This is a genomic window from Sinorhizobium sp. 7-81 (assembly GCF_030124405.1).
GTDB lineage: Bacteria > Pseudomonadota > Alphaproteobacteria > Rhizobiales > Rhizobiaceae > Sinorhizobium > Sinorhizobium psoraleae.
The window spans coordinates 1-17,510 of the sequence record NZ_JASKLT010000005.1 but is presented as its reverse complement, the minus strand read 5'-3'; the positions used below and the strand labels follow the sequence as shown (position 1 = coordinate 17,510).

The window sequence follows — 17,510 nt, the reverse complement described above, 5'->3', positions numbered from 1 at the left end:
ACCTTATCTTTCGGTTCTTCCGTGATTCACGTGAAGCATCTTCCTTGATTGCGCCGTATATAATTGAAACGGTAGACGATCGAGAAAGGCACTCCATCATGGATACGCGACCGGAACCTTTCGAGCCGCCCGCGCCGGTGCCGCGCACCGGCATTCCGACGCGGCTGCAGATCATCCGCACCGTGCTCCGCAACCCGCTCGAACTCTGGGGCGAGCCCTCCTATACGCTGCCCTGGATCGAGACGAAGTTCATCAACCAACGCACGCTCATCGTCAACGATCCCGGGCTCATCCGCTACATTCTCGTCGAGAACGCCGGCAACTATGAAATGTCGAACGTCCGGCGGCTGATCCTGCGCCCGATCCTGCGCGACGGCCTGCTGACGGCGGAAGGGGAGGTCTGGAAGCGGTCGCGCAAGGCCATGGCGCCGGCGTTCACGCCCCGGCACGCGAAGGGCTTCGCCGGCCAGATGCTCCGCGTCTCCGAGGAATTCGCCGAACGCTATGCGCGCGCCGCTTCCGAGCCCTTCGTCACCAATATCGCCGTCGACATGACCGAACTCACCTTCGAGATGCTGGCGGAGACGCTCTTCTCGGGGGAAATCGCCGTTGAAAAGCAAGGCTTCGCCGCCAATGTCGAGGAACTGCTGCAGCGCATGGGCCGCGTCGATCCGATGGACCTGCTCGTGGCGCCAAGCTGGGTGCCGCGACTGACCAGAATCGGTGGCCGGAAGGTGCTCGACCGCTTCCGCGGCGTCGTCTCCGAAACGATGGCACAGCGACGGCGGCGCATGGCGGAAGAGCCGGGCAGCGTCCCGAACGACTTCCTCACGTTGTTGCTGCAGCTCGAAGGGCCGGACGGACTTTCGACCTCCGAGATCGAGGACAATATCCTGACCTTCATCGGCGCCGGCCACGAGACGACGGCACGGGCGCTTGCCTGGTGCCTCTACTGCATCGCCAACACGCCGACCTATCGCGAGACGATGGAGCGCGAGATCGACGGCGTCTTGGCGAGCGGCGCCGAGCCGATCGATTGGCTCGGGCGCATGCCGCATGTGCTTGCCGCCTTCGAGGAGGCGCTGAGGCTCTACCCGCCGGCGCCGTCGATCAATCGTGCAGCGATCGAGGAGGACGAATGGACGTCGCCGGAAGGCGAGCGCGTGCCGATCCGCAAGGGCATATCGGTGCTGATCATGCCGTGGACATTGCATCGCCATGCGCTTTACTGGCAGAAGCCGCGCGCCTTCATGCCGGAGCGCTTCCTCCCCGAAAACCGGGAGAAGATCAACCGGTTCCAGTATCTGCCCTTCGGCGCGGGCCCGCGCGTCTGCATCGGCGCGACCTTCGCCCTGCAGGAGGCGGTCATCGCGCTGGGCGTGCTCATGCACCGCTTCCGCTTCGATCTGACCGAGGAGACGCACCCCTGGCCGGTGCAACGGTTGACGACGCAGCCGAGAGGCGGCCTTCCGATGAAGGTGTCGATCCACGCTGCCCGGTAGTGCAGAGAGGGTATCGGATCGGGCCCGCTCTGATCAGACGCGCAAACGTCGCTATCACGCGATGGTCTTTCCCGGAAATATGCCCTATCACCGGACGATTCTTCCGCGTTCGGGACTCCTCCCGATCCTCAACACTGGACTGAGCAGAAATTGACCTCGCATCTTCTTCTCGGCATCGACACCGGCGGAACCTATACCGACGCCGTTCTCTTCAGCGAAGCGGCGGGTGTCGTCGCGAAGGCCAAGGCACTGACGACGCGGCACGATCTTGCGGTCGGCATCGCGGGCGCCGTGGAAGCGGTCCTGGAAAAGGCGAAGGTTCCGGTGACGGCGATCAGCCTCGTCTCGCTTTCGACGACGCTCGCCACAAACGCGTTGGTCGAGGGGCAGGGCGGCAGAGCGGGCTTGGTGATGATCGGTTTCGGGCCGGAGGATTTGAAGCGCGACGGCCTGCTCGAAGCGTTGGGCTCGGATCCTGTCCTTTTCCTGCCCGGCGGCCATAACGTCCATGGTGGCGAGACGCCGCTCGATATGAGCGCGCTCGATGAGGCGCTGCCGACGCTCGCGAGCCAGGTGTCGTCCTTCGCGATCGCCGGTTATTTCGCCGTGCGCAATCCCGCGCACGAGAAGCGCGTGCGCGAACGGATCCGCGAGGTTTCGCACCTGCCGGTGACGTGCAGCCATGAGCTTTCGTCCAAGCTCGGCGGCCCGCGCCGCGCGCTGACGACGCTTCTCAACGCCCGGCTCGTTTCGATGATCGATCGGCTGATCGGCTCCTGTGAGGATTTCCTCAAGCGCCGCGGCATTCATGTGCCGATGATGGTGGTGCGTGGCGATGGCGCGTTGATCTCCGCAGCCGAAGCGCGGCTGAGGCCGATCGAGACGATTCTCTCCGGGCCGGCCGCAAGCCTCGTCGGCGCGCGGCATCTGACCGGTCTAGAAAACGCCGTCGTCTCGGATATCGGCGGCACGACCACGGACGTCGCGGTGCTTGAAAAGGGCCGTCCGAGGCTCGACGCCGAAGGGCCCGTCGTGGGCGGTTTTCGCACCATGGTCGAGGCGGTCGCCATGCGCACCTACGGGCTCGGTGGCGATTCGGAAGTGCGGATCAACGATCGCGGGCTCAAGGCGAAGATCGATCTCGGCCCCCGCCGGTTTCTGCCGCTGAGCCTTGCTGCGGCGTTGCACGGCGATGCCGTGCTGTCCGTGCTCGATAAGCAGTTGCGCGCGACGCATGCGGGTCGTCACGACGGCCGCCTTGCCGTGCGGACCGGTCTGCCCGATCATCTTGCAAGCGGCCTTCAACCCCAGGAGCAGGCGCTTTACGATCGCATCGGCATGATACCCTTGGCGCTCGCCGACCTGCTTGTCAGCACGCCGCAGAAGGCGACGCTCGATCGCCTCGTGGCGCGCGGACTGGTCCATATCTGCGGCATCACGCCCTCCGATGCGATGCATGTACTTGGCAGACAGGCGCAATGGAATGCGGCGGCGGCCCGCCTCGGCCTCGAGATTGCGGCGCGGATGAAGGACGGTTCCGGCCAGCCGATCGCCGCATCCGCCGAAAACCTGGCTGAGATGATTGTCGACCGGCTGACGCGCCAATCCTCGGAAGTGATCCTGCAGGCCTGCCTTGGCGAGGACGGCGCCGGCACCATCGATCCGGCGGCATCGGTGGCCGTCGATCGCGCGCTGAAGCGCGAACCCGGCATCGTCCGCTTTTCGATCCGGCTCGATCGGCCTCTCGTCGGTCTCGGCGCCTCGGCGCCCGTCTACTATCCGGCTATCGCAGTGATGCTGGGCACCGATGCCGCGATACCCGCCGAGGCCGGCGTGGCGAATGCGGTCGGCGCGGTCGTGGGGCAGGTGCGGGCCTCCGTCACCGTGTTCGTGACGACGCCCGAGGAGGGCATCTTCATCGTCAATGGCGCCGGCGCAAGCGAACGCTTCATCGATCAGGAACAGGCTTTCGGTGTCGCCCGGCACCGCGCACAAACCATGGCGCTCGAAACCGCGCGCGCGAACGGCGCCGAAGAGCCGGCGGCGACCATGTGGGAAGAAATCGACGCGCCGGAGATTGAAGGCGGCCGCAGGCTGATCGAGGCGCGGTTCACCGCTTCGGCGAGCGGCAGGCCGCGTATCGCGCATCACTAGATCACGATGATTTGGGTCGAATCGACCCAAATCATCAACGTGATCGATTCCAAAAAGTCGAGACGCGGGATGCGGGCGGAAAACCGCGCACACTTTTCCTGGTCCCGCTCTGATTTTTTCCAGTTTGGAAACAATTCTTCGCATCCTTGTGGAATTGACAGTGAATGAATTGATGAGAAACTGCCATTGCCACGAGCGGGATGAGGAAAGCAGCAATGCTTTTCCAGATACATCCCGCTCTTGTTGTTCGAGCAATTCCAGGACAAGCGTCTGATGGTCTTCCGTCCGGAATTGCGTCATATCCAGAAGTTAGGTCACTGTTTCGATGAAACAGCGATCTAGATAATCGAAGCGATGGCTTGGATCGGTTCAATCCTGGCGTATCGTGATCCAGTGCAAAGATATTCGCAGGAGTTGCCGCATGGGCCGCGTTGAGAAGTATGGTTTGAAGATCGATGCCGGTCTCCATGATTTCCTGGTCGACGAGGCAATGCCCGGCACCGGTGTCGACGCGGAACAGTTCTTTTCCGCCCTGTCGGAACTCGTTCACGACCTTGCCCCGAAGAACCGCGCGCTTCTCGCCAAACGTGACGATATGCAGGAGCAGCTCGACGCCTGGTATCGCGAAAACGGCGCCCCCGTCGATCTCGACGCCTACGAGACCTTTCTCCGGCAAATCGGCTACCTCCTGCCGGAAGGAGCGGACTTTTCGATCTCGACCGCGAATGTCGATCCCGAGATCGCGACGATCGCCGGACCGCAGCTCGTCGTTCCCGTGATGAATGCGCGCTATGCGCTGAATGCCGCCAACGCCCGCTGGGGTTCGCTCTACGATGCACTCTATGGCACGGATGCAATCCCTGATGCCGACGGCGCGGAGCGCGGCAAGGGGTACAATCCGAAGCGCGGCGCCAAGGTCATCGCCTGGGCCCGGGACCTTCTGGATGCGAGCGCCCCACTTGCCAAGGGCCGCTGGAGCGACGTGACGACGTTGAAGGTTGAAGGCGCCGCGCTTGCGATCGCGCTCGCGGATGGCACGAAGACGGCGCTCTCCGACCCGGCTTGCTTCGCCGGCTATTCCGGTGCCGCCGAAGCGCCTTCCGAGGTCGTCCTCTTCCGAAACAACCTTCATACCGTCGTCGTTCTCGATGCGACGACGCCAATCGGCAAGGACGACCCGGCTCATATTTCCGACATCATCCTGGAATCGGCGATCACCACGATCATGGATTGCGAGGATTCCGTCGCCGCCGTCGATGCCGAAGACAAGGTCGTCGTCTATCGCAACTGGCTGGGCCTGATGAAGGGCGACCTCGAGGAGGAGGTTACCAAGGGCGGCAGGACCTTCACTCGCAAGCTCAATGCCGATCGTCGCTACACCAGCCCGAACGGCGCGGCGCTGACGCTGCCGGGACGCTCGCTGATGCTGGTCCGCAATGTCGGCCACCTGATGACCAATCCGGCGATCCTCGACCGCGACGGCCGCGAGGCGCCGGAAGGCATCATGGACGCCATGGTCACGGCTTTGATAGCGCTCCACGACATCGGACCCAACGGCCGGCGGGCGAACTCGCGCGCGGGTTCGATGTATGTCGTCAAACCGAAGATGCACGGGCCGGAAGAGGTCGCCTTTGCCTGCGAAATCTTCGCGCGCGTCGAGGCGGCCCTCGGAATGCCGGTAAGCACCATGAAAATGGGCATCATGGATGAAGAGCGGCGCACCACGGTCAACCTCAAGGGATGCATCCGCGCCGCCCGCGAGCGCGTCGTCTTCATCAACACCGGTTTCCTCGACCGGACCGGCGACGAGATCCACACCTCGATGGAAGCCGGGCCGATGATCCGCAAGGGCGACATGAAGCAGGCGGCCTGGATCGCGGCTTATGAGAACTGGAATGTCGATATCGGTCTCGAATGCGGGCTTTCCGGCCATGCGCAGATCGGTAAGGGCATGTGGGCGATGCCGGACCTGATGGCGGCGATGCTCGAACAGAAGATCGCCCATCCGAAAGCGGGCGCGAACACTGCCTGGGTTCCGTCACCGACGGCGGCGACGCTGCATGCGACCCACTATCACCGCGTCAACGTCACCGAGGTTCAATCAGGCCTCAAGAGCCGGCCGCGCGCAAAGCTCGCGGATATCCTTTCGGTGCCGGTGGCGACGCGGCCGAACTGGACGGAGGCCGAAATCCAGCGCGAGCTCGACAACAATGCCCAGGGGATTCTCGGCTATGTCGTACGCTGGGTCGATCAGGGTGTCGGTTGCTCCAAGGTGCCGGACATCAACAATGTCGGCCTGATGGAAGATCGCGCGACGCTGCGCATCTCGGCGCAGCACATGGCTAACTGGCTGCACCACGGCATCGTCAGCGAGATGCAGATCGTCGACACGATGAAGCGGATGGCGGCCGTCGTCGACCAGCAGAACGCGGAAGATCCTGATTATACGCCGATGGCCGGCCGATTCGACGAATCGGTCGCCTTCCAGGCCGCATTGGACCTCGTGCTCAAGGGGCGCGAGCAGCCGAACGGTTATACCGAACCGGTGCTGCACCGCCGTCGATTGGAACTGAAGGCGAAGTTAGGGGCATAAGTAGGCCCTCATCCGGCCTGCCGGCCGCCTTCTCCCCGCAGGCGGGGAGAAGGCGCGATGCCGCACCCGCTCGCTCCTTTCTGCCTCGTGGATGATTGCAGAGCTCCGCAAAGGCGTCCTCTCTCCCCGCGAGCGGGGAGAGAGGACGGGTGAGGGGCATAATCTGCGCGAACACGCGGTGTCAAAAGCAAAAAGGGCCGCCGACATCGGTCGGCGGCCCTCTCATTTATCAAATCGCGGCAGCGTTACTGCTGCACGACGACTCTTGCGCCCTTGCCCGGCCGGACGCGCGAATAGAGGTCGATAATGTCCTGGTTCATGAGCCGGATGCAGCCCGAAGATGCCGCGGTGCCGATAGAGGCCCATTCCGGCGTGCCGTGCAGGCGGAAGAGCGTATCCCTGCCCTCGTCGTTGAAGAGGTAGAGGGCGCGTGCGCCGAGCGGATTGCTGATGCCCGGACCCATGCCGCCCTCGACATATTTGGCGACTTCCGGCTTGCGCTCGGCCATCTCCTTCGGCGGATGCCAGGTAGGCCATTCCTGTTTCCAGGCAACGTAGGCCTCGCCTTCCCAGGCGAATCCGGCCTTGCCGACGCCGATGCCATAGCGCACGGCCTTGCCGCCCGGCAGAACGTAGTAGAGGAAGCGATTCGGCGTGTTGACGACGATCGTGCCCGGGCGTTCCTTCGTCGGGTAGTCGACGATCTGGCGGTGGAAACGTGAGTCGACACGGTTGATCGGAATGGCGGGCACCGCGTAGCCGTGGTCCTCGACGGCGCCGTAACCGCCGGAGAAGATTTGATTCGTCGCAATTTTTTGCCCCTCGGGAGCGGGGCCGGTTGTGGACGTCGTTTGCGAGCAGCCGGCAAGGACAACTGTGGCGGCCAGGCTGCACAAAAGGAGAGCGTTGCGGAAGCGCATGGGGGTCTCGTAAAAGGAAGTAAGGAAAATACGGGAGGGAGGGTGCCCGGCCGTCAGCAACAACAGCTTATTTTCTATTGCACCGCGCCGCGCAAGGGACTGCGCTGCCGCAATTTGGCCGAAAAGTGTAAATTCCGTGACGATTGCTTTTTTGCAACAAAACGGCGGAGTGGGCGGCGTCGGAATGGGAATCAACCGGTGACAATTCTATCGATCCATGGCGACAATCCGCTGGCGGACGGACGCCAGTCCGAACGGGCGATGAAAGTACGCCGCGGCGTCCAGCGGCTGCTTGCCGAATTGCGCCACGCGGTCCTGCCTGAACTGACGCTCGCAAGCGGCAGGCGCGCCGATCTCATTACGCTTTCGGCGAAGGGCGAGATCTGGATTGTCGAAATCAAGACGTCGATCGAGGATTTTCGCGTGGACCGCAAGTGGCCGGAGTACCGGCTGCATTGCGACCGGCTGTTTTTTGCCACGCATGGCGACGTACCGCTGGACATCTTCCCGGAGGAATGCGGGCTCCTGCTTTCCGATGGTTACGGGGCGCATATGCTGCGCGAGGCGCCGGAACATCGCCTGGCGGCAGCAACGCGCAAGTCCGTCATTCAGGCATTCGCGCGAACCGCGGCCCAGCGACTGATGCTCGCCGAATGGGCGGCGGAGCGAAACGGGGAACTCGGTGATTCCATTCGCGATATCGTTGCCGGAACGCGCGACGACTAGGCACCCCGCTTACGCCCCATAGCTGATTATTTCGGGGCGCGTTTCGCCAGGATCCGCTGCAGCGTTCTGCGGTGCATGTTGAGCCGGCGAGCCGTTTCCGAGACGTTGCGTTCGCACATCTCGTAGACGCGCTGGATGTGTTCCCAGCGCACCCGGTCTGCCGACATCGGATTTTCCGGCGGCTCCACCCTTTCGCCCTGGCGCTGGACGAGCGCGGCAAAAATGTCGTCGGCATCGGCCGGCTTTGCGAGGTAGTCGACCGCGCCAAGCTTGACCGCATTCACGGCCGTGGCGATGTTGCCGTAACCGGTGAGCATGATCATTCGGGTGTCATCCCGGCGTCCACGGATGGCTTCGATCACGTCGAGGCCGCTGCCATCGCCGAGCCGGAGATCGATGACGGCGTGCTTCGGCGGGTTGCCCTTGGCCTTGGCGATGCCCTCGGCGACCGACTCGGCAATATCGACCGTGAAGCCTCGCGCCTCCATTGCGCGCGCCAGACGACGCAGGAACGGACCGTCGTCATCGACAATCAACAGGGTTCTGTCGGGCCCGATCAGGTCGGCGTCCGGAGACTGTGCGCTTGGCGCGGCTGTCGATTTTTCCGTCATACTTCCAATCCCTAGGCAAAAACCTGGCCCTCAGCAAAAAAGCGGGCGTTCTCACTGAAATTATGTGGGTTTTCTCACAACAGTCTTCAATAAACTGCCAAAGGTCATTTCGCCAGTTTCGTATCCATCAGCGTGCGCGGCCATTCGACGCTGACACGCGCACCGGGGCTGCCGTTCTCGAAGCGCAGCCGGGCTCCCGAGCGCTCCAACAGGGTCTTGGCAATGAAGAGGCCGAGGCCGAGACCGCCGGCGCTGTCGTCCTTCTGGCGCTTGGTGACGTAAGGCTCGCCGATGCGCATGAGGATATCCGGCGAGAAACCATCGCCATCATCCTCGATCGTCACTTTCACGCGCTCGGCCGTATGCTCCGCCGTGACGGTCACCTTCTTGCGCGCATAGTCGACCGCGTTTTCCAGGAGATTGCCGAGCCCGTAGAGAATGCCCGCGTTGCGGATGCCGACCGGTTCGGAAGCGCGATCGCCTTTTTCCTTGAGCTCGATCTCTATCCCGAATTCGCGATGGGGAGCCATCACTTCCTCGATCAGTGACGAAAGCGGCAGGAGCCGCATATGCTCCTCGCTCTCGGACGAGAGCGTCGTGATCCGCTTCAGGATATCGCGGCAGCGTTCGCTCTGGCTGCGCAGCAAGTGGACATCCTCGCCGAAGCGAGGGTCGTCGCCGAGTTCCCGCTCCATCTCCTTGGCGACGACGCTGATGGTCGCGAGCGGCGTTCCGAGCTCATGCGCGGCGGCAGCGGCGAGACCGTCAAGCTGCGACAGGTGCTTTTCACGCTGGAGTACAAGCTCGGTCGCAGTCAGGGCCTCTGAAAGTTCGCTCGCCTCCAGCGAGACCCGATAGGTGTAGAAGGCGGCGAAGGCCGTCATGGAAACGATCGCGAACCAGATGCCGGCCGTCAGCACCCGCGGGATCAGCAGAACGGTTCCCGGATACCAGGGCAGCGGGAAGGGCGAGAAGGCGAGCGCGGTAACGCCGATGACTGCAAGGCCCGCCAGCACGATACTGTGCGGCTTCGGCTGCGAGGCCGAGGAGATGATGACCGGTACACATAGCAGTGGCGCGAAAGGATTGGCGAGCCCTCCGGTGATGAAGAGCAGCGCGGTCAGCTGCGCGAGATCGAGGCCGAGCAGCGCGAAGGCAGCAGGCGGCGTCAGCCGGTGCGTCGGCGGAAAGCGGATCGTGAGGAAGGTATTCAGCAGCGCCAGGCTCGCGATCAGCACCGAACAGGGAACGAGCGGCAATGGAAACTGCAGCCACAGCGCAGTAATGACGACGGCGATGGACTGACCGCCCACGGCCAGCCAACGCAGGCGAACGAGCGTCTGCAGCCGGAGACTGCGATTGCTGTTCATGTCGTTGTGGTCGAGTGCCATTGCTGCTGCCATGCTGTTGCTTCCGCTTCAACGCTGCGCCGCCGGATTCGGAATCGCTGCGCAGACTTCGTGTCCGATATAATTCCTCAAACGTATCCCGATCTCCAAATTATACCGTGCTTTCATGTACCACGCGGCTTGGCGCGTGTCGTCGGCATCGCGTTTGCCGGATCCTCCGGCCAGGGGTGCTTGGGATAGCGTCCGCGCATGTCAGCTCTTACATCCCTCCACGATCCGGCCCAGAAGCCCGGCAGGTCGCGCGTCGTCTGGATCGGGCGGTGGCCGGGAGAGATCAGCTCCAGCAACAGCGGCAGCCTGCCGTTACCGATCGTCGGATGCACTTTCAGGCCGAAAAGCTCCTGCACGCGGATCGAAAGCAAGGGTTCGTCGCCGTCATAGTGAATGGGATGGCGATGCCCCGTCGGAGCTTCGAAATGCGTCGGGGCCAGCTTACCGAGCTCGCGCTGAAGCTCGTAGGGAACGAGGGACAAGAGACCCTCGGCGAGGTCGGGGGCCTTGATGCCGTCGATGCTGCCGGCGCCATGCTGAAACGGCACGAACCAATCGTCGAGGCGCGACAGCAGTGCCTCATCCGAGACGTCCGGCCACGGTTCGCCGATCGAGCGATGGAGAAAGCCGATGCGATCGCGCAGCTGCGCGGCGTCCTTCGAAAATGGCAGAACGGCAAGCCCTAATTGACGAACGCCGTCGGCGAGCGCGCGTGCCGCGGCTTCGCCGCTCGGGCGCGAAAGCGGCGTTTCCTCAAAAATAATGGCGCCGAGCCGGGTGACGCGGCGGGCGCGCACCTGGCGGCTCGCCCGATCGAAGAAAATCTGCTCCTCGCGCCGGATTGCCTCCGGCATATGTGCCTCGACATCGGTCCTGGTGATTTCCGCGGCTGCGAGCACGCGCTGCGCGCCGGCCCTCCCGGTCAGGTCGGCAATGACGAGCATGCCCGCCGCGGCAAGTCGTTCGGTCTCGGGCACCTCGGCGCCGCGGCCGTTCGCCATCACGAAACGCCCGCGCCCACCGCGCTGGAGCGCGATCCGGTCAGGAAAGGCGTGCATCAGCAACGGACCGGGCAGCGCATTTTCGCCGTCGTTCTTTTGCGTCGTGAGATCCGCCGCCATGCGTCTTGCGAGACCCCGTGCGGCGTCGGCGCGATCGCCGCGGTCCGCCTGGAACCGGCGCAGCCGCTCCTCCAGGTCGAGACTGTTGCCGCCGAGGCCCTGCTCCGTCAGCATCACCGCCAGCAGGCAAGCTTGCCGCGCCTGCCCCTCTTCGGCTGCCGAGACCGCCATTGCAGCCAGCCGGACAGGCAGGGCGAGATCGCGTATCCTGCGGCCGCGCGGCGTCAGCGCACCGTTGGCTTCGAGCGCGCCAAGCTCGATCAGCAGACTGCGCGCCTCGCGCAAAGTCGTCTCCGGCGGCGGATCGATGAAGGCGAGCGACGACGGGTCGGCAACGCCCCAATGAGCAAGATCGAGCAGGAGGCCGGAAAGGTCGCTCGCGAGGATCTGCGGCGGCGTGAAGGCGGCAAGCGCTGCGGTCTGGCCCGCGTGCCACAGGCGTATGGCGATCCCGGGCTCGGTTCGCCCGGCGCGCCCGGCCCGTTGATCGGCCGACGCACGCGACACGCGCACGGTTTCCAACCGGGTGATCCCTGTCGAGGCTTCGAACACCGGCAGCCGCTGCAGCCCGCTGTCGACGACGATCCGCACGCCGTCGATCGTGATTGAGGTCTCGGCGATCGACGTCGCGAGCACGATCTTGCGCGTACCGGCCGGTGCCGGGCGGATCGCCGCATCCTGCTCCTTCTGGCTTAAGTTGCCGTAGAGCGGCACGATCGCGGTCTTTTCGTCGAAACGACCAGCGAGGCGCTCAGCCGTGCGGGTGATTTCTGCCTGGCCCGGAAGGAAGGCGAGGATCGAACCTGCTTCGGTTCGGTGCGCGTCCACGATCGCGCGCGCGACCGCTTCCTCGGCGCTCTCGCCGCCGTTCCTGTCCTCGTAGTGAATATCAATCGGAAAACTGCGGCCTTGGCTTTCGATGACAGGAGCGTCGCCGAGCAGCTTGGCGACACGCCCGACATCAAGCGTCGCCGACATGACGACGATCTTCAGGTCGTCGCGCAAAGCCGACTGCACGTCGAGCGCCAGCGCCAGGCCGAAATCGGCGTCGAGCGAGCGCTCGTGGAATTCGTCAAAAAGCACGGCCGAAACGCCGGAGAGTTCGGGGTCGTCGAGGATCATTCGGCTAAAGACGCCTTCGGTCACCACCTCGATCCGCGTCCGCGCCGAAACTCGATTGTCGAGCCGCATGCGGTAGCCGACAGTGTCTCCGATCTTTTCTCCGAGAAGCTCGGCCATGCGTCCCGCAGCGGCGCGGGCGGCGAGCCGGCGCGGCTCCAGGAGGATGACCTTGCCGCCGTTGAGCCAGGGCTGGTCCAGAAGGAAGAGGGGCACAAGCGTCGTCTTGCCGGCGCCAGGTGGTGCCGAGAGCACGACGGACGGCGCATTTGCGAGTGCATCTCCCATGCGGGGCAGGATGTCGCGAACCGGTAAGGGCGGGAGATCGCGCATCAGGCCTCTCCCTCGGTCCCGACCTCGATCACCCTGCCGCCCGCCGCCTCTGCGTCCGCGCTGTCATGGGTCACGAGGATGATCGGGATGCCCGCCGCTTTCGCCTTCGAGAAGACCAGCGCGCGGGTCTGCTGCCGGAGCGCCATGTCGAGTTTCGAAAAGGGTTCGTCGAGCAGGAGGTAACGCGGCGCGGAGACGAGTGTCCGCTGCAGCGCCACCCGGGCCTTCTGGCCGCCGGAAAGCGTTTCCGGATCGCGGTCGAAGAAGCCGGCGAGGCCGACCTGTTCGAGTGCCTGCTCGGCGATTTGCCGTCTCGTGCGATGCCCTTTCACCGCTTGGGGTATCGCAAACACGATGTTGCCGCCGACGGAGAGATGCGGAAAAAGCCGGGGATCCTGAAACAGGATGTCGGGGCGGCGCTCGTTTGCCGGCAGGTCGGTAAGATCTTTGCTTCCGATCAGAATTCGGCCGCTGACACGGAAAGCCGGGTCGAGAAACCCGCCGGCAAAGGCGAGCAGGGTCGATTTGCCGGATCCGGACGGGCCCATGACGGTCAGGACCTCGCCGGGCAACACCGTCGCCGACACGGACAGCAACGTCCGTTCCGCCAGTCGGATTGTCACATCCGCCAGCGTGAGCGGCATCGGGTCATCAACGGCCTGCATTCACATCCTCATTGCGCGACGGTTGCGGAATAGCAACTGGGGACCAAGCGACGCAACGAGAAATGCGAGGAAGGGGAGGGCCGCCTGAACGAGGGCATAGACGCCGATGACACGCCGGTCGCCGCCGGCGGAAAGAGCCACAGCCTCGGTGGTGATCGTGGTCAGACGTCCCGCTCCGATCAGCAGCGTCGGAAGATAGAGGCTGACCGATACCGAAAAGCCGACGGCAAGCGCAGTGAGGCAGGCTCGAAACAGGAGCGGCAGCCGGACGGTGACAAGGATCCGCAAGGACGATTTCCCAAGCCCGGCCGCTATCCGCTCGTAGCGCGGGTCGAGTTCGCGCCAGGGTGCCGACAGCGACAACAGAACGTAAGGTAGGACGAACAGAAAGTGGACGGCGAGGACACTTGGAAAAGCAGGCGTGAAACCGACCGCGATCGCCAGGATCTGCAGGCCGAACACAAAACTGATTTCGGGCACGAGCAGCGGAAGATAGAGAAGCTTGTAGCTCGCACCGTTTCCGGCTTGGCCAGCGCCATTCCGATGGAGCAAGAAAATCGCGATAATCAAAGCCAGGGCCGAGGCCGAGAAAGCGAGCGCGACTGTCGTGAGAAGCGGCTCGGAGATTTGAGGTAGTGCGCGCAGCCAGATCTTGCCCGTGATCGCCCCCGGCAGTGCATTCGGAAACGGCCAGAGCCCGGCGACCGACCAGATGAAAAGGGCGGCCAGTCCTGAAAAAATGATGGCGGCGCAGCCGGCCATTGCCATTCCCGACATTGCGCGGACTACCATGTCCTTCCGGAGCCGCGTACCCGTAAACGTCATGAAGATCCGCGCAAGCTTTCCGAGCCGCTCCAATGCAAGCCAGATTCCCATTGCCGCAACGACGACGAAGAGTTGCAGCAATGCACCCGCCGAAGCGAGGAACCGCACCCTGAGATCATGATCTGCCGCCCAATGGGCGATACGCACCGGCAGTGTCGCTGGCAGTTGCGGCCCAAGAATCATCGCGACGTCGACAACGGAGACCGAATAGGCGAGCACGGCGAAGACCGGCAGCCGGATTTGCCTGTAGAGCGTGGGCCACAGGCTGATCATAAAACCGGACACGCGCCCGTAGCCAAGCGCCGCCGCCAGTTGCCGCGCCCTGCGCAGCGGAAGTTGCGGCAAGGCGGCGAGCGTCACCAGGAAAAGGAAGGGGACCTCCTTGGTGATGAGCCCTGCGATCATCGAGAGCGCGAGGGGATCGTTCGGCAGAAGCCAGTCCGGCGGCCGCGTGAAGCCGGTAAGCTCCGGCGAGATCAGTCGGAGAAAAAGGCCGGAAGGCGCGATGAGAAAGGCGAGCGCGAAGGCAGCCGCGGCATGTGGAACCGCAAGCAGCGGCGAAACCAGGTGGTGGATGCGGGCGAAAACCGGCGTGCCGGCAAAACCCGCAATAAAGGTTCCGACGATTGCGAGCGCGGCAAAGGTCGTGACCAGGCCCGCCGCCAGGGCGATGAGGACGGAACGAAGGATATGGGGCTGGCCGGCGAGTTCGGTGAGATGCGCCACGGTCGGGCGAAGCCCGCCGAGAGCGGGCAGATAGCCGAATGCCGGCAGGATTGTGCCGGCGACCCCCGCCAGGACCGGCAACCCCAGAACAACGACGAGAAGACCGTTCCCGCTGCTCGGGTGCGCGATTCCTCGGTATTGATACCGTTGCCTAGTTCGCCGCCCCATATCGCCGGGTCCATTCCGCCTCGATCCGCGTCATCCAGTCCGGATGCGGCTCGTCGAGCGCGGGTCCAAGTTGATCGGGACGAAGCGTCGCAACGCCGAGTTCGAGTTCTCCGAAGGCTTGCCGCTCGGCGGCCGGCAGCTTTGCCAATGACAGGACGGTTGGGTCGCCCCAGATTTTCGGGTCCTGCTTACGCAGCTGCGCCTCGGGCGAAAGCAGGAAATTGGCCAGCAGCAGCGCGCCGGCCTTCGCCGACGCGTTGTAGGGGATCGCGACGAAATGCGTGTTGCCGAGCGTCCCGCCCGAAAAGACGAAGGAACGCACGCTGTCCGGCAACTCGCCGTTGGCAATCGCCGCCGAGCCTTCGGCGGGGTTGAAGGCGAAGACGATGTCGAGCTCCCCGTCGGCGAACTTCTGCTTCATGTCGGGATAGTTCTGCGGATAGGCCTTGCCCTTGCGCCAGAGCAGCGGCGTCAGCTTGTCGAGATAGGCAAAGAGCGGCGCCGCATCCGCCGCGAAGCTCGCTTCGTCGACGGGTCTTTGCAGCTTGGTTCTGTCGTGGATCAGCTCGATCAGCACCTGTTTCAGGAACGAGGAGCCGATGAAGTCCGGCGGCTGCGGATAGGAGAAGCGACCGGGATTGGCTTCTGCCCATCTGAGCAGGCCCGCAGCCGAGTCTGGCAGTTCGCCGCCCGGGGTCCGCGCCGAATCGTGGAAGAAAACAAGCTTGGCGCCGCCCCAGGGGCTCTCCAGTCCCCCGGTCGGTATTGTGAAATCCGTGAGAATCGTTGGCTTGGTCTCATGATCGACATAGACCCAGTTCGGCAGCTTGGTTGCCCAATCGGGACCGAAGAGCAGGCGCTCGCGCTTCATCGCCGCAAAATTCTCGCCGTTGATCCAGATGAGATCGACAGCCCCGCCGGCATCCTTCCCCGCCGCCTTTTCCGCCACGACCGTGGAAACCGCCTTTGCCGTGTCGTCGAGCTTCACATGGACGACGGTGACGCCGTAGCGCGCTTTCATCTGGTCGCCGGCCCACTTGATATAGGCGTTTATGGGTTCGGAACCGCCCCACGCGTTGAAATAGACGGTCTGCCCTCTGGCCTCAGCGGCGACTGAATTCCAGTCTTCGACGTCGGTCGCGGCCGCATGCCCGGCGAGACCGAGCGCCAGCATAACGGCCGTGATGAACTGTCTTGCCCGCCTGATCATGAATCGTCTCGTTCCCGTCGTCTTCGCCAGAGTCGGGCGAAGGTAAGCTGCGTGCTGTAGCCGTCAATGCGCGCGAGCGGCAGCCGCTCTCACGATTCGGTGAAACGGACCACGGCTGCCGGGTTTGAAAGGCACGGCGCGGTTTAAGCCCGCGCCACCCGGTTCAAGCTTTCGTCAGATGTGTCTCGAAGGCAAGTACGGCGCCTGCCAGATCTTCCAACGCCGCGCCCACGGATTTGAACAGAGTGATTTCGTCCGGCTTCGTGCGGCCGGGATGCGTGCCGCGGGCGAGCTCGAAAAGATCGGCGCGGATGGCATCCCTGGTGATGACGCCGGAGCGGATCGGCTGGACGATATCGCCGCCCTCGCTGAGCGCGCCTTCGCGCGTATCGACGAAGATGCTGGAGCGCTCGGCGGCGCGGTCGTCCGATTCCCGCATGCTCGGCTTGAACGCGCCGATCAGGTCGAGATGCGCGCCCGGCTTCAGCCAATCGCCGCGGATAAGCGGTACGGAGGAAAGCGTCGCGCAGGAGACGACATCCGCTTCGCGCGCCGCCGTCTCGAGGTCGGTCGCGACGGTCACCGATATGTTCTTGAGGCTGAGCTCCCTGGCGGTTGCTTCCGCCTTTTTCGGATCGCGGCCCCAGATTGTCACGTTGCGGATCGGGCGTACGGATGCGTGGGCCTCGATGACATTCGCCGACAGCCGGCCGGTGCCGACCATCAGCATCCGGCTCGCGTCCTCGCGCGCCAGATAACGGGCGGCAAGTGCGGACGCGGCGGCAGTACGCCGCGCAGTCAGTTCGCCGCCGTCGACGATCGCCAGCATCTCGCCGGTCTTGCCGGAGGAAAGGAGATAGCTGCCATGAATGGCGGGGAGGCCACGCATCTGATTGCCCGGGAACACCGAAACCATCTTGACGCCGATATAGGCACCCGGTTGCCACGCCGGCATCAGGAGCAGCGTGGCGTCCGCCTCGCTCGGAACCTCGACATCGTGATGATGGCGCATGGGCATGACGCATCCTTTCGCGAACATGTCGCCGAGCGCCTTGACGAGCCCCTCCCATGGCAGAGCCGCGCGCGTCTGCGCCGCATCCAGTACCAGCATTCGAAGTCTCCCTGTGCCAGATCCACGCAACACTAGCAGTCTTTGGTTGCTGCCGGAAAGCGTCTGTGGAGAGGGAAGAAGGCGCCATTTGGTGGCAGTGAGGCTGCGATCGGAAATTTTACCGGGCGGTCAACGTTTTTCTCCCCCATTTGCGGTGCGTTTCGCCGTGATTTTCCGCTGTTCATAAAATTAGGTAATGATTTCAGCAGCTTACGTTTTTTTGACATTTTTTTGAAAATGGCTGTTGACTGGGGAAAGGGTGCGGGTCTATAAGCCCGATCACTGACGAGGGCGGCGGCGCTGCTGGCGACGATGACCTTCGCTCT

Annotated in this window: 13 protein-coding genes; 4 read left to right on the top strand and 9 right to left on the bottom strand. The window is 63.8% G+C overall.

Going from position 1 to position 17,510, the window contains the following annotated elements; translation table 11 throughout:
- The first annotated feature begins 98 nt into the window (after positions 1–98).
- The 3 genes from QN224_RS18060 (at position 99) to QN224_RS18050 (ending at position 6,249) form a co-directional block, all read left to right on the top strand.
- Positions 99–1,502 carry a cytochrome P450 gene (locus QN224_RS18060; protein WP_283977819.1) on the top strand — a complete coding sequence of 468 codons (1,404 nt, stop codon included), beginning with the start codon at positions 99–101 and terminating at the stop codon, positions 1,500–1,502.
- Between the two features lie 150 nt (positions 1,503–1,652).
- Positions 1,653–3,656 (top strand): hydantoinase/oxoprolinase family protein, encoded by a 2,004-nt coding sequence (locus tag QN224_RS18055; protein WP_283977818.1) that lies wholly within the window; start codon positions 1,653–1,655, stop codon positions 3,654–3,656.
- A 421-nt stretch (positions 3,657–4,077) separates the two neighbouring features.
- On the top strand, positions 4,078–6,249 hold the full coding sequence (locus QN224_RS18050) for a malate synthase G (RefSeq protein WP_283977817.1): 2,172 nt from the start codon (positions 4,078–4,080) through the stop codon (positions 6,247–6,249).
- Between the two features lie 245 nt (positions 6,250–6,494).
- On the opposite strand, the gene QN224_RS18045 is transcribed toward QN224_RS18050, so the two are convergent.
- Positions 6,495–7,169: a L,D-transpeptidase gene (locus QN224_RS18045; protein WP_283977816.1), complete on the bottom strand. Its 675-nt coding sequence runs from the start codon at positions 7,167–7,169 to the stop codon at positions 6,495–6,497.
- 198 nt (positions 7,170–7,367) lie between these two features.
- Here QN224_RS18045 and QN224_RS18040 point away from each other — a divergent pair, with 198 nt between their 5' ends.
- A complete protein-coding gene (locus QN224_RS18040) occupies positions 7,368–7,895 on the top strand; it encodes an MmcB family DNA repair protein (protein WP_283977815.1) in 528 nt (175 codons plus the stop codon).
- Between the two features lie 26 nt (positions 7,896–7,921).
- On the opposite strand, the gene QN224_RS18035 is transcribed toward QN224_RS18040, so the two are convergent.
- The 8 genes from QN224_RS18035 to QN224_RS18000 form a co-directional block, all read right to left on the bottom strand.
- Entirely contained in the window at positions 7,922–8,506 is a 585-nt protein-coding gene (locus QN224_RS18035) for an ActR/PrrA/RegA family redox response regulator transcription factor (RefSeq protein ID WP_173508548.1), read from the bottom strand.
- A gap of 104 nt (positions 8,507–8,610) precedes the next feature.
- Positions 8,611–9,909, bottom strand: coding sequence for an ActS/PrrB/RegB family redox-sensitive histidine kinase (locus QN224_RS18030; protein ID WP_283977814.1), 1,299 nt, complete (start codon positions 9,907–9,909; stop codon positions 8,611–8,613).
- 110 nt (positions 9,910–10,019) lie between these two features.
- On the bottom strand, positions 10,020–12,479 hold the full coding sequence (gene hrpB / locus QN224_RS18025; protein WP_283977813.1) for an ATP-dependent helicase HrpB: 2,460 nt from the start codon (positions 12,477–12,479) through the stop codon (positions 10,020–10,022).
- Positions 12,479–13,144: an ATP-binding cassette domain-containing protein gene (locus tag QN224_RS18020; RefSeq protein ID WP_283977812.1), complete on the bottom strand. Its 666-nt coding sequence runs from the start codon at positions 13,142–13,144 to the stop codon at positions 12,479–12,481. Before QN224_RS18020 ends, hrpB begins: the two co-directional genes overlap by 1 nt.
- Entirely contained in the window at positions 13,145–14,824 is a 1,680-nt protein-coding gene (locus QN224_RS18015; RefSeq protein WP_283978044.1) for an ABC transporter permease, read from the bottom strand. It abuts the gene before it with no gap.
- 22 nt (positions 14,825–14,846) lie between these two features.
- Complete coding sequence (locus tag QN224_RS18010) at positions 14,847–16,073, bottom strand: ABC transporter substrate-binding protein (RefSeq protein WP_283977811.1); 1,227 nt, start codon at positions 16,071–16,073, stop codon at positions 14,847–14,849.
- A gap of 163 nt (positions 16,074–16,236) precedes the next feature.
- A complete protein-coding gene (locus tag QN224_RS18005) occupies positions 16,237–17,184 on the bottom strand; it encodes an ornithine cyclodeaminase family protein (protein ID WP_283977810.1) in 948 nt (315 codons plus the stop codon).
- Between the two features lie 32 nt (positions 17,185–17,216).
- On the bottom strand, positions 17,217–17,510 hold a 294-nt coding region (locus QN224_RS18000), incomplete at its 5' end, for a hypothetical protein (RefSeq protein WP_283977809.1).